The organism is Desulfuromonas sp. TF (assembly GCF_000472285.1).
In the GTDB taxonomy this organism is placed as follows: Bacteria; Desulfobacterota; Desulfuromonadia; order Desulfuromonadales; family ATBO01; genus ATBO01.
This window is the reverse complement of the sequence record NZ_KI421413.1, coordinates 279,073-291,978: the sequence shown is the minus strand read 5'-3', so window position 1 is coordinate 291,978 and position 12,906 is coordinate 279,073. Positions and strand designations below refer to the sequence as shown.

The window sequence follows — 12,906 nt, the reverse complement described above, 5'->3', positions numbered from 1 at the left end:
TAATAGATAGAAATAAAATAAATCTCAACCTGTTTTATCTGAATTACTCAACTAAAAATACTTTTAGAAGGCTGCCTTGATCATCTTCATCATCAGCCACCGGTTCCAGAGTCAGGCCTTCAAGTGCAAGCAAACTTGCGGGAACAGTGACTCCATCCACGCTGAAATAGGTGCCGCTTCGCAGGGTCGGGTCGAAATCCGTAGCGCTGCAGGTTTCCCCGCCATGGAGTTGTACGACCTCACTGTCTTCTCCGCAGTCGAATGCGCCCTGGTTGGTCCAGACCCTGGTCAGGAGGAGCTTGGAGAGCCCAATATAGCGGAGGTCATGATTCGAGGCATTGCTGACGGCCTGCCAGTCCTCGCATGCACCGGCAAAAATGACGGGGGCGTTGACCCTGAGAGTCTTTTCTCCCTCGGGAAATGGTTCGTTGTCCCTGCATCTCAGGTCTGTCCCGTCGGAAACATTCTCATTATTTATGAAGGCACTCAGGACATTCACAGTGTTGCCGTTGATAACGCCGACTTTCGGGTATCCGGCATGTTTGAGGATTTTGCCGAAATCCGGCCAGTAGTCGGGTGTGAAGCCAAGCGCGGCGTTCAGGTTGTGGGCAAACTGGCCGCTGGGTTCCACGATGAAGTTTTCAGTGTTGCCGATGATCCTGAAACGGTCGTCGCCATAGGGCTTGCAGCTTGGATCGGAGTCGGGGCAGGTGGCGTAGGTGCCCAAGCGTGCGACATAATCTGGATCCGATTCACCGCTTCCGGGTAGCAGGATGCCGTCCTGGGACCAGAGGCGTGTGAAGTGATCAGCACTTTCGAAAGTGGGCGGATCGTCATTGTGGAGGTTGTACCAGCGGGGCAGGGCGTATTTGCCGTAGTCAGTCAGCGGGTCGAATCCTGCCACGGGCCCATAAATGCCGTTGGCGTCCGGATTCAGTGGCGGGGGATTTATGTCATATTCGCTCGGTGCGGCGAGGTCTTCACCCTCGATCTGCCCAAGGCCGCAGGTAATGTTGAAACCATTGGGGAAAGAGCCGGTGTTATCCGGACAGCCCAGATAACCGGAGTTGAAAGGGAGAGTGGCTCCGGAATCCACAATCTCATTCTCGATTCCTTTGGACTGGTTTACATTCTCAAGTCCCTTGCCGAAGATTATTTTGTTGAATTTGATTGCTCCATCCTCGGTGCTCATGAAATCTATGATATCGTTTGCATTTGCTCCGAAGGTCAACGACGTCCAGGCTGCCGTATCGTTCTGATCATTGGTAAATTTGTAGCTGGTGATGCCGCAGACGTTTAGGTCTGGGAGACCGCCCGGGTTTTCAAGCATTCTTTCAGCCGGAACGCAGGTGACGACAGCCAAGGGCAGAATAGGTACCTGGGGTTTTGCCACCGCAATGGCGTCGGCGATGACATCGGTGGCCGGCACGAAGAAGAAGAAGACATGGCTGACGGAGCGGGTCGCGGTTACCTTCACGGCGTTCGGCGGCGTTCCCGCAGGGTCGAAGCGGTCGGAAGCCAGCGATCCCAGAGCCTCACTGTCCCAGCGCCCCACTTCCACATAATGTGTGCTGTCGGGGTCGCTTGGGTCCACAAGATCGCCCGCCACGATGGCGACGCTTTCCTGGTCAACCTGGTTGGCTGCAGCCACCGCTTCAGCCTCATCTTTTGCCGCCTGGACTGCTCCGGCCGATCCGTCGAGTTGGTTGGCGCCGGCAAGGGCCGCCGCATCGACGGCCCTCTGCAGCTGGATCTTGACGTTATGAATGTGCCCCAGGTCGACCACCACCGCAACGCAGACGATGATAACCACCAGCATGATGGCCACCAGGGGGGCCACTGCGCCTTTCGCGTTGTTCAGGTATCCGTATGATTTCATGCTCTTCCCCTTTTGGGGCAGGTCTTGGGGAAAGCCAGGCCTGCTTGACGATCCACGATTATGCACGGTAAAGATCAGGTTTACTGTTCAATACCCATTTGAAATATGTTGACCTCTTCCGGTACATCGCCGAAGGTTCCATTGTAAACATCCATGACTTCTTCGGCGGTGATCCCTTCAGTCGTCTCAGGGACTTTAGCCGCGTAGCGGTAATCGGGGTAGGCGACCTGCTTGTCCCAGGCCGCCTGGCTGGCCATGCCGTATTCCCGGTCCAGATAATAGGCTTCCTTAAAGGAGGCGCATCCCCCCAGCAGGGTCATGCATGCGACAATCAGGACTAGACGTTTCATGTTTGCTCCTCCTTTATTGCTCTACCGTGACCGGTTGATTTCCGAATTCCCCTTCCAGACCACCCTGATCGCTCACCGGCACCATCTGTTGGGCGAAGCTGTGCCTTCCGAAGGCCGAGGGGTCATTTGGCGACCTTCTCCCCTCAAGACGCCCTTCCAGATAGAATTCGAAACGATTGGGGATCTGGAAATATTCACCCGGATAACTGATGGAGTTCTCTCTGTCGGGTTTGATCAAGTGAGGGGTGACGGTGATAAGAAGATCCGTTTTTTCCTGCTGGAAGCTGGAGCTGCGGAAGAGGGAGCCAAGGATGGGAATATCCCCAAGGCCTGGAACCTTTCTGACGGCTTCATTGATATTGTCCTGCAGCAGACCGGCCAGGGCCAGGGTCTGCCCGTCGTAGAGCTGTACCGTCGATTCGAGCTTGCGGGTGGAGAGACTGGGAACGATGAAGTCGGCACCCTGTATGCCCGTTGGTATGACACTGGTGCTGGTAATTGCGCTCACGCTAGGAGCGACTCGAAGGCTGATCTTCCCGTCGCTTAGGACGATCGGTGTGAAGACCAGGCCAACGCCGAACTCCTTGTATTCGATAGTGATCGTATCCTCATCCTGGGAAACGGGGATGGGAAATTCCCCGCCGGCCAGAAAACTGGCTTCCTGACCGCTCTGCGTCACCAGCCGCGGTTCGGCCAGAAGCCTCGCGAGCCCTTCGCCTTCGAGGAAACGGAAGGCAGCGGTGAAATTGTCAATGTTGACAAAGATGTTCGCGGGGTTGTCCGCAAAATTCAGCAGGAGAGAGCCCGTGTTCTGCGCAAGGCCGTCTATGACTCCGTTCTGCACGGTAACTGGAAAGCCGCCCGGCAGCAGGCCGGGACCGCTGATGATGTCGAAGGGTTGAAGTACGCTGCCGACCCCGGCCGCGCCGGTGAAATCGCTCCCAAGCCCGCCGAGGCCCAGGGCAGCCTGCCAGTCCCGGTTGGAGTCGCGCCGCACCTCGGCGAACTTGACCTCCAGCATCACCTGCTGGATGCTGCCGACTTTGAGCAGATTGGTGATTCCGGTTCCGGAGCGTCCGGTTCCCTCACCGCCCTTTTTGCCCGTCGACTCCTTGGGGAGATAGGTCTGCGTCAGGCGCAGTACCTGCTCGACCACTTCGGGACCGGAGACCGTTCCGGAGAGGACGACTCCCGTTTCGGTGCCGTAGACCTGAATCTGCTGATCGGGGTAAAGATCATGCAGTTTCCCTTTCAGTGCGGTCAGATCGAGAGAGACGGTGACGTCGAGGAGGGTTTTCCCCTTATCCGCCTCCCACAGGATCATGCTCGTATATCCGACCTTTTTGCCGAAGATGTAAATTTCCGTGGGTGAAAGAACCACCACGTCGGCAATGGTCGGATCCGCGAGAGAGACCCTTCGGAAGGGGTGGCTGGTCTTGATCAGCTCGGAACCTCCCAGCTTGAGCTCCAGGGTACGGCGCTCGGCCTCGGCCGCGAAGGAGAGATTACAGAAGAGCCAGAACAGCGTCAGCAGCAGTGTTGCCTTGCCGACCCAGGATGCTGCCAGGAAGTTTTTCATTGAAGCCTCCATTTCAATTTATAGTCTTTCCTCTGATTCAGCCGTCTTGAACTGAACGTTTTCCCTGTTCGTTCCCCGGATGACTTCAATATCGTAAGGGACCGGCTTGGGAGTGTAGACTCTCGGCTTAATCTGGGGGACGACCTTCCGGGCGACCTTTTTCACGACCGGCTCCGGTTTCTCCTCCTCCAGCGGATTTCGCAAAATCAGGTGAATGCTTCCCTGATGGGTCTGCAGGGCAAGTTTTTCGGCCTCGGCCGGGTCCACTTCCATCGTTACCGTGCGCACCACCTTGGCCTGGCCTTCTTCGGTGGTGGTTTCCTGGGCGATGGCGAGAACCTGTATCTTCTTCAGAATGGTTTTGACCTCGCGCGGACGATTCTGCTCGGGATTTCCGACGGCGATCACATCGACATAGGTGTTGGGAAGGATGAAGCCCGAAACCCCGATGACTTCATCGACGCGGATGGACATGGCCCGCTTGCCATCGGGGATGACGGCAACCAGGCCTGCCCCGGATCCGGGCGCCGCCAGTTCGGCGGCCAGCACCGGTGATCCGGCTCTCAGCCGTGTAATTGCCACCCGGCCCTCGACTTCATTGACGTTTTCGAAGGCGCCTTTGGGTGCGTTCGCCTTGGGCCACTGGGCCAGAATGAGATTGTCCGCGGACAGCGGCGTTCCGATGCCGAGATCCCGCCCGGCAACAACGATTTTGGTCATGGGGACCGTTTCCTTAACGACGACCTGTTCTTCCGTCGTTCTGGTCGTCAGCCATTGATTGGTGAGCCAAACGGCTAAAGCTCCGAATACCACGGCTAGTCCGAGTGCGATCACAGTGCCGTACTTTTTCATCATCATCCTCCTTTAGCCTGTCTGTATAGCGCCGGTTCGCCGGCGTTTGACTTGTGAACTTCTTATTTAGTAATTTCTATGGTTCTTCAGGATCTTCATATTCTCCTGTCGCTGTTTGAGAAATGGTCGTCGGCAGGGTGAAGCCGGACCCGGGAAGAAGATTCATCAGGGCGGAAAGGATTGGCGGATAGAAGTTGGGTACCGAGACTTCCACGGACAATGTTTTTGAATCGCCCGATACGACTGGGGCAGGAATATTTACAATGTCGGCTGGCGACGTGTTGTAAAAAGAACTCAGGTAATTTCTGACCTCCTGGTCAACGACGGCCTTTCTGTTCACTCGGACAGCGGGTGGAGGACAGCCCCCTTCATTGTCGAAGCAGTTATAGTTGTTTGCCCGAACGCCGATTCTCACTCCCTCCCGGGCTGCATTGGCGACGAAGTGCTCCTGAAGAAAAAGAAGGCCGAATTCGAGGATGGCGAAGAGAATGATGAACAGAATAGAGGCGATGACGGCGAATTCCACGGCCGCTGCGCCGTATTGATTAAGGGTCGGATATTTTGTTTTTTTGAATGAATTCAGCATACGATGTCAATCATCCAATCGATTCAATTACAGTCAGCATGCACATTCAACGCAAACCATCAGTTATTCAGCACTGGGAAGACAGCCGTCTCCCTTATCTGCCTGACTTCGCCCAGATCCGCACCGGGTACGAGGTTCAACAGATCCCAAAGCACCGGCTCCCAGATATCGGCCGTTTGCACTGTAAGGTTGATTCTCACTGCCGGGGTGTCGGAGATTGTTTCAAGGATCGGAGTCTCGATGTAAATGAACTTTCCCTCTTCGCAACATTTTCCCGGATCATTTATCATGTCGTCGCTGTATAGGATGGAGCCCCGAAGGTAATCCTTGACAGCGTTCTGAACGGTCAGCAAATCATCGCCGCTCGTGGGATCTTCGAGTTTCGAAGCCACCCTGGCCCCTTCGCGTGAGGCATTGGCAATATAATGGGACTGAAGCCAGATAAACCCGAACTCTATAATGCCGAATACGAATATCAAGAGAAGCAGAGCCAGGAGTGTGAATTCAACGACGGCGGCGCCCTCTTGGGAATTCCTTATCTTCATACAAGGTCTCCCCAGTTTACGAAGGCATAGAAGCCGAATGCGATTGCGGCGGCATAAGGGAACCTCAGCCGCTCTGTAGTGGCGGGAGGTCTGAAAAGGTTCACGTCATGCGTATATGCGAATGCACGAAGAGTTTTTGCTCCATTCAGGCATTTTTCTTTCAGATTATGAGCGAGTGCGTAATGGAATATCGCCAGTAATCCTCCGGCCAGGGCGGCATAGAGGAAGACTTGTAATACGGCTCCGGAGCCAAGCAGAGAGCCAAGAGCGGCCAGCGCCTTAACGTCGCCCGCTCCCATCCCCCCCATAAGGTAGGGAATGAGGAGAAGTGCCAATCCGGTCAATAGTCCCAGAAAGGAAAACAGGAGCCCCGATGCCCCTGTCGTCCATGTGTGGTATCCCAGCCCGGCCGACGCGGCCGCAAGGATGGCGAGGTTGGGTATCCGCGAAACGAGAGTGTCGGTAATGCAGATCAGAAGAAAAAAAATCGAGGCAGCAAGAATGGCGATATCCTCTCCTTTTTCATAGATGAAATGGAGAGAAAGAATCACTGCAAGAGCGCCGGATGTGTACCGGGGTAAATTTTTCAGGTTGAACATCGCCATCTTGCCGCCTCATGTGCATATTCTGCTTCAATACAGGGGGTTTACAGAACCATCCTCTGAATCACGATCCCGCGGTGCTGATGGCACTTGCGACGGTGCTGAAACCGCTGGTGACCCTTTGGCCCAGGAAAACGATTGCCCCGAGAGCGATAAGGATGATCAGCGCGAGCATGACGGCATATTCGGTGGCGGTCGCTCCCTCTTCTTCCACTAAAAACCTTTTAATTCCGGTCCACAGTTCTTGCATGATGTTACCTCCTTGTTTTGATGGGTGTTGCTTGATCTATTTGTTTAAAAGCTAACCCCTTTTTGGACACTGTCAAGAATATGACTTAAATTGTTTTTTTTATTTGTTTCTAAGTTGTTGAAATAATAAATAGGGACCCCGATCAAATCGATTACTACCTCGTCATGAACTGACTGGGAGGGGGAAGTCCGAATAAAGAGGATTCTGAAAAGACTTTCCGATAGTTAACTCTCAGTGCGGACAGGAAAGGATGGACGGAGGAGGTGAGTAAGATCGAAGGCGAGGTGTCGCGATGTTTTAAGGAGAGGCCTCCTATCCTTAAGTATGATCTGGATTCCGCCATTGCATTTCCCGTCGGCGCGCCTTGCAAATCTGTTTGAAACTTCAAAAATTCATTCTATATGTCTTTACTTTAGACCTCGTTTAGGGTGTGTCAAGGGTTCCATGAAAATTTTCCTAAGCTGGGAGAAGTAGTGTGCGACCGGTGCATATCCGTCCAAAGATGGTATCCTTTAGCTATAAAACTGAAACTAAAGGATATCGTCATGAAGGCAATTCGTTTTGGTGCGGTCGGCGGGGTCAATACCCTGCTCGATTTCGGAATACTGAATCTGCTGATGTGGATAACGGGCATCACAGGCGGCATTGGTCTGGTACTTTTCAATGCCGGCGCCTTCGTACTCGCCAGCCTGAACAGTTATCTCATGAATAAGGGGTGGACATTCGAGGATGAATCGAAGGGCTCGCCCGGCCAGTATGCTCTTTTTCTCGCATTTTCAACGGGCGGTCTGGCAATCAACAGCGGGGTTCTCTACCTGCTGACGGCATTTCCTCTTGAAGGTATGTCTTCTCCGGTCCTCTGGGCCAATGGGGCCAAGGCCGGTGCGACGGCCGTCAGCATGGTCTGGAATTTTTTGACTTATCGGCGGTTTGTTTTTGCAGGGGATGAGGGGAAGGAAGGGGAGGGGAGTAGCGCGGTACTATGCCGAATTGTTACATCCCGTCAAACACCTTGAACCGGGATCTTTAAATTCGCCTGTCCAGGCCGGCTATTGCGAACGAAAGCTTCTCTTGATTTTAAAACCTTGAACCTTTAACCTTTAACCTTGCCCCATCACTCCCGGCTCGAACCCCGTCCGCTGCCGATCCCTCTTTTGCTGGAGCGGATGAATTCGATCATCCGGCGCACGTCAGCTGTCACTTCCAGATCTCTCTCCACTTTTTCCAGAGCTTTTTCCAGACCCAGTTCAGAGCGGAAAATCACCTTGAAGGCCTCCTTGACGGCGCGGATCCGCTGATGGTCGAAACCGTTGCGTTTCAGACCGATGGCATTGATGGCGCGAATCCAGCTGAGCCCGTCGTTGACGCAGAAGGGAGGGATGTCCTTGACCGCGCCGGAGCCGCCGCGCATCATGGCGAAGGATCCGATGCGCACGAACTGGTGAACCTGACAGTTGCCCGAGATGATGGCCCGGTCTCCCACCTCGACATGACCGGCTAGAAGGGCCCCGTTGACCAGGATGACATTGTCGCCGATGATGCAGTTGTGCGCGACATGGCTGTTGATCATGAAGTAGTTGCGGCTGCCGATGACGGTTGAGGTTCCTTCGCGATTGCCGCGGTTGACGGTAAACCCCTCTCGCATGACATTCCCGTCGCCGATGACGGTATAGGCCTTTTCACCATGGTACCCTATGTCCTGGGGGTCGTGGCCGATGACGGCGCCGGGATAGACGACATTATCGGCGCCCAAGGTGGTCCAGCGGGCGATATGGGCGCCGTGCTGAATGCGGCTTCCTGGCCCGATGACGACATCGGCGTCGATAAAGGCTTGGGGTCCGACCTCTACTCCTTCGGCAAGTTGAGCCGTGGGGTGAACGAAAGCGGTGGGATGAATCTCGGGCATGGGTTCTCCTTGGCGGATGCACGCAGATCAGGATCATCAGGGCCCGCACATATTGCCTCATCCTCAATCTCCGTTCAAGGGTTTTCTGCAAGGTTTTCTGCAAGGGCTCAACCCGTTGAAACAGCTTCCCCATTTGATATCCTGAAGGAAATGGAATCGCAAAAAGCCATTCTCACCACAGAGATACAGAGTCACAGAGAAAAGATTTGGAATCAACATCTTATCTCTATGTTATCTCTGGCTCTGTAGTAAATCAGGGTTTTCCGAGGAGGTAGCCATGACGGTGGAAATCGGTAATTTTATCGGCGGAAAGTGGGTCAAGCCTGCTTCCGGGAAATACGGGGAAAGCCTCAACCCTGCCTGTACGACCGACGTTGTTGCCCGCTATCCCCTTTCCGGGCGGGAGGATGTCGACCGGGCGGTGGAGGCGTCGAGGAAGGCCTATGCCGGATGGCGCCTGACACCGGCTCCCCGGCGCGGTGAGATTCTCTTCCGGGCTGCTGAAATGCTTCTTGGACGCAAGGATGAACTCGGGAAACTGGTGACCCGGGAGATGGGGAAAGTGCTTCCCGAAGGGCTGGGGGATGTGCAGGAGGCGGTGGATCTGGCCTATTACATGGCCGGAGAGGGGAGGCGCCTGATCGGAGAGACGACCCCTTCGGAGCTGCCTGACAAGGACTGCAAATCGATCCGCGTTCCTCATGGGGTCTTCGCCCTGATCACCCCGTGGAATTTTCCCATCGCCATCCCTTCCTGGAAGATCTTTTCAGCCCTGATCTGTGGCAACACCGCCGTATTCAAGCCTTCGTCCGATGCGCCCCTGTGCGCCGTTCGCTTGGTGGAAATCCTGGAGGAGGCCGGACTGCCCCCCGGGGTTCTCAATCTGGTGGCCGGGGAGGGGGAACTGGTCGGAGAGTCACTGGTGCAGCATGACGGGATCGACGGCATCTCCTTCACCGGTTCCTGCGCTGTGGGTGAGAAGCTGGAATCCCTGGCGGCGCGGCGGCACCGGCCCATAGCTGTCGAGATGGGAGGCAAGAATGCTATTATGATCATGGACGACGCCGACCTCGATCTGGCCCTCGAAGGTGTGCTCTGGGGAGGATTCGGCACCGCAGGGCAACGCTGCACGGCTGCGAGCCGGATCGTTGTCCACGAAGGGGTCCACGATCGTTTCCTGGAGATGCTGGTCAATGCTGCGAGGCGGCTCAGCCTCGGCGACGGGCTGAAAAAAGAGACCGATGTCGGACCGCTGATCAACGAACGGGGTCTGAAGAAGGTTCTCGACTATATCCGCATCGGCCGGGAGGAAGGAGCTTATCTGCAGATCGGAGGCGGCAGGGCGGCCGAAGGGACGCTCGCGGAAGGGTACTTTGTCGAGCCGACGATCTTCTCTCGGGTTTCTCCGGAGATGCGCATCGCCCAGGAGGAGATTTTCGGCCCGGTGGTGTCGGTCATCCGCTGCTGCTCTTTCGAGGAGGGGGTCCGTCTCGTCAACGGAACCCGTTTCGGACTGTCCGCTTCCATCTACACGGGCAACGCGAATCTGGCGGCGAAAGCCGAGCGGGAGATCGAAACAGGGCTGGTCTACATTAACGCCAGCACCATCGGCGCCGAGATCCAGCTCCCCTTCGGAGGTTTCAAGCATTCCGGGTCCGGACATCCGGAGGTCGGCGGCCGTATGGGGGCGATCGATTTCTTTTCCCGAATCAAAACCATCTACCGCGACTACAGCGGGCGGTTGCAGAAGGCGCAGATTGAGGTTCCGTGAGGTTCAAGGTTCAAGGTTCAAATCAAGAACAGCCTTCTTTTGCAATAGCCAGGAAAACGGTTATGTAACACCCCTCGTTGGCAGATGGAGGATCAACGGAGACGTAGTGTTCTATGATTTATCCGATTACAATAAGTGAAAAGAGTCACAGCCGACGGCGACAGTAATGCCCAGCGCAGCGCAGTGTCCTTTCTTTGGATACTTTCTTTAGACCGGTAAAGAAAGTATCCCGGCTGCCGGCCGGGACCGGCGAATTTAAGGTTTCGACAGCCCCGTCATGAGCAAAACGGAACACCGCAAGCGGATCATCATCATGGGCGCCGGGGGACGGGATTTCCATAATTTCAACGTCCTGTTCCGCGACGAACCAGGAACCCGGGTGATTGCCTTCACCGTGGCGCAGATTCCCTTTCAGAACGGGCGCCGCTATCCAGAATCGCTGGCGGGCCCCCTTTACCCCGGTGGTATTCCGATCGTTCCCGAAAAGGAGATGCCTGAGCTGATCCGCCGGGGCGCAGTGGACGAAGTGATCCTCGCCTACAGCGACCTTTCTCATCAAAGGGTTATGGAGACCGCGTCCCTCGTTCTCGCCCTCGGACCGGACTTTCGGCTCGTGGGCTCCGCCCTGACGATGCTCGATTCATCGCTTCCGGTCATCTCCGTCTGCGCGGTCCGGACCGGCTGCGGTAAAAGTCCGCTTACGCGATATCTCTGCCGGACCCTGCAGAAGATGGGCCGACGCCCCGCGGTCATCAGGCATCCCATGGCATATGGCCGTCTCGACATCCGGAGCGCTCAGCGGTTTCTCGACCTCGACGACCTGGACAGATACGAGTCCACCATCGAAGAGAGAGAGGAATTCGAGTCCCTCATCCGCATGGGTGTACCCCTTTTTTCAGGAATCGATTATCAGCGGATCCTGGCCATGGCCGAAGAAGAAGGAGATGTTCTCATCTGGGACGGGGGCAACAACGATTTGCCCTTCATCCGGCCCGGCCTGGAATTCGTTCTGGTCGACCCCTGTCGTTCCGGGCACGAATCTTCGTACTACCCCGGCCTTGTCAATCTTCTGCGGGCCGGGATCATCGTCCTCTCCAAGACCGGTGAAGCGGACGAAAAGGATCTGTACGCGGTGCGGGAAAACGTTGCCCGATTCAACCCCGAAGCCCTGATCGTGCAGGGGGATCTAGACATAGATGTGGACGATCCGCCGCTCATCAAGGGAAAAAAAGTAGTCGTGGTCGAGGATGGCCCGACTCTTACCCACGGCGGAATGGAATTTGGCGCCGGGATTGTCGCGGCGCGCCGGTTTTCTGCGAAGATAATCGAACCGCGACCCTTTGCCGCAGGGAGCCTGCTGGAAACCTATGAGGAATATCCTCATCTCAAGCTGGTGGTTCCGGCCATGGGGTACAGCGAAGCCCAGCTGGAAGATCTGCGCAAGACTCTGGAGGCCGTGCCCTGCGATCTTGTCCTTTCGGCCAGTCCCGTGGATCTGGCATCCATCCTGAAACTCTCCCGGCCCGTCGTAAGGGTAACCTATGAATTCCGGGAGAAGGAGGGTGAGCCCATTAAGGAGGCGGTTCGAAAATTCCTCTCCCGATGGGAAAAGCCAAGGAGGGTGGATGGCTGAAAAAGCACCGATTGCCGTGGTGGCACTGGGGGGGAATTCTCTGATCCGCCAAGGGGAACGAGGAGATGTCGGGGAACAGCAGCGACACATCCGCGAATCGGTCGCTTTCCTTCCTCTCCTGCTGAATCAGGGCTGGTCTCTGCTGATCACCCACGGCAACGGTCCGATCGTCGGTCATCTGCTGCTGCAGAACGAGGCGGCGGGAGACATGGTCCCTCCCATGCCGCTGGATGTCTGTGACGCCGATTCGGAAGGGGGCGTCGGATATCTTATCCAGCAGACTCTTGCCAATGAACTGCGCCGTCATGGGGTGAACCGCCAGGTCGTGAGCCTGGTGACTCAGGTCCTGGTCGATCCCGAAGATCCGGGTTTCATTACACCCTCCAAACCAATCGGGCCCTTTTATTCAGGCGCTGAAGCGGAAAAATTGCGCCGGGAAAAGGAATGGTTCTTGATCGAGGATGCCGGTCGCGGCTATCGGCGGGTCGTGGCTTCACCCCGACCGGTGGAAGTGATGGAATTGGAAGCGATCCGCATTCTGTTGGAACATGGAGTCGTGGTGATTGCTGCGGGCGGCGGAGGAATACCTGTGATTCGGCAGGAGAATGGCGCCACGCGCGGGATCGAGGCGGTCATCGATAAGGATCTTGCCTCCGCCCTGCTGGCGAAAACTCTAGGGGCCCGCCGGTTGATCATCCTGACGGCCGTGGAATACGTATATGCCGATTTCCGACAACCGGACGAAAAGCCTCTGTCATTCATGAGAGTTGCGACCGCCCGGGAACTGCTGACCGCCGGCGAATTTCCTCCCGGCAGCATGGGCCCCAAGATTGAGGCTGCCATCGAATTTCTTGAAGCGGGCGGGGAAGAGGTGCTGATCACGCTTCCCGAGCGCCTCGGCGAGGCCCTGGAAGGGAAGACGGGAACGAGGATCGTGAGGAGTGAGGAGTGAG

At 55.9% G+C, this 12,906-nt stretch carries 13 protein-coding genes; 4 read left to right on the top strand and 9 right to left on the bottom strand.

From position 1 onward, the window contains the following. Positions 1-43: 43 nt before the first annotated feature. The 8 genes from DTF_RS0103925 to DTF_RS0103890 form a co-directional block, all read right to left on the bottom strand. Positions 44-1,879 carry a TadG family pilus assembly protein gene (locus DTF_RS0103925; protein WP_027714260.1) on the bottom strand — a complete coding sequence of 612 codons (1,836 nt, stop codon included), beginning with the start codon at positions 1,877-1,879 and terminating at the stop codon, positions 44-46. An 80-nt stretch (positions 1,880-1,959) separates the two neighbouring features. Next, positions 1,960-2,229, bottom strand: a complete 270-nt coding sequence (locus DTF_RS0103920) for a hypothetical protein (RefSeq protein ID WP_027714259.1) — start codon at positions 2,227-2,229, stop codon at positions 1,960-1,962. A 13-nt stretch (positions 2,230-2,242) separates the two neighbouring features. Continuing rightward, entirely contained in the window at positions 2,243-3,808 is a 1,566-nt protein-coding gene (locus tag DTF_RS21780; protein ID WP_051360851.1) for a type II and III secretion system protein family protein, read from the bottom strand. A gap of 18 nt (positions 3,809-3,826) precedes the next feature. Then, complete coding sequence (gene cpaB / locus DTF_RS21775) at positions 3,827-4,666, bottom strand: Flp pilus assembly protein CpaB (RefSeq protein ID WP_081702780.1); 840 nt, start codon at positions 4,664-4,666, stop codon at positions 3,827-3,829. Between the two features lie 70 nt (positions 4,667-4,736). Next, a complete protein-coding gene (locus DTF_RS25145; RefSeq protein ID WP_027714258.1) occupies positions 4,737-5,246 on the bottom strand; it encodes a TadE family protein in 510 nt (169 codons plus the stop codon). A gap of 59 nt (positions 5,247-5,305) precedes the next feature. Then, entirely contained in the window at positions 5,306-5,791 is a 486-nt protein-coding gene (locus tag DTF_RS21765) for a TadE family protein (protein ID WP_035055597.1), read from the bottom strand. After that, entirely contained in the window at positions 5,788-6,396 is a 609-nt protein-coding gene (locus tag DTF_RS25140; RefSeq protein WP_051360847.1) for a prepilin peptidase, read from the bottom strand. Before DTF_RS25140 ends, DTF_RS21765 begins: the two co-directional genes overlap by 4 nt. A 61-nt stretch (positions 6,397-6,457) precedes the next feature. After that, the gene (locus DTF_RS0103890; protein ID WP_027714257.1) at positions 6,458-6,643 is read right to left on the bottom strand and encodes a Flp family type IVb pilin; all 186 of its coding nucleotides are present in this window, start codon (positions 6,641-6,643) and stop codon (positions 6,458-6,460) included. Between the two features lie 473 nt (positions 6,644-7,116). Here DTF_RS0103890 and DTF_RS0103885 point away from each other — a divergent pair, with 473 nt between their 5' ends. After that, the gene (locus DTF_RS0103885) at positions 7,117-7,659 is read left to right on the top strand and encodes a GtrA family protein (RefSeq protein ID WP_155890702.1); all 543 of its coding nucleotides are present in this window, start codon (positions 7,117-7,119) and stop codon (positions 7,657-7,659) included. A 98-nt stretch (positions 7,660-7,757) separates the two neighbouring features. Here DTF_RS0103885 and lpxA read toward each other — a convergent pair whose 3' ends face one another. Next, a complete protein-coding gene (lpxA, locus tag DTF_RS0103880; protein ID WP_027714255.1) occupies positions 7,758-8,549 on the bottom strand; it encodes an acyl-ACP--UDP-N-acetylglucosamine O-acyltransferase in 792 nt (263 codons plus the stop codon). Positions 8,550-8,826: 277 nt separating this feature from the next. Here lpxA and DTF_RS0103875 point away from each other — a divergent pair, with 277 nt between their 5' ends. From DTF_RS0103875 to arcC, 3 genes are all read left to right on the top strand, one after another. Continuing rightward, a complete protein-coding gene (locus tag DTF_RS0103875; protein ID WP_027714254.1) occupies positions 8,827-10,320 on the top strand; it encodes an aldehyde dehydrogenase family protein in 1,494 nt (497 codons plus the stop codon). A gap of 277 nt (positions 10,321-10,597) precedes the next feature. Further along, entirely contained in the window at positions 10,598-11,953 is a 1,356-nt protein-coding gene (locus DTF_RS0103870) for a GTPase (RefSeq protein ID WP_027714253.1), read from the top strand. Next, positions 11,946-12,905, top strand: a complete 960-nt coding sequence (arcC, locus tag DTF_RS0103865) for a carbamate kinase (protein WP_027714252.1) — start codon at positions 11,946-11,948, stop codon at positions 12,903-12,905. The genes DTF_RS0103870 and arcC overlap by 8 nt, the downstream gene beginning before the upstream one ends. The last annotated feature ends 1 nt before the right edge of the window (position 12,906 follow it).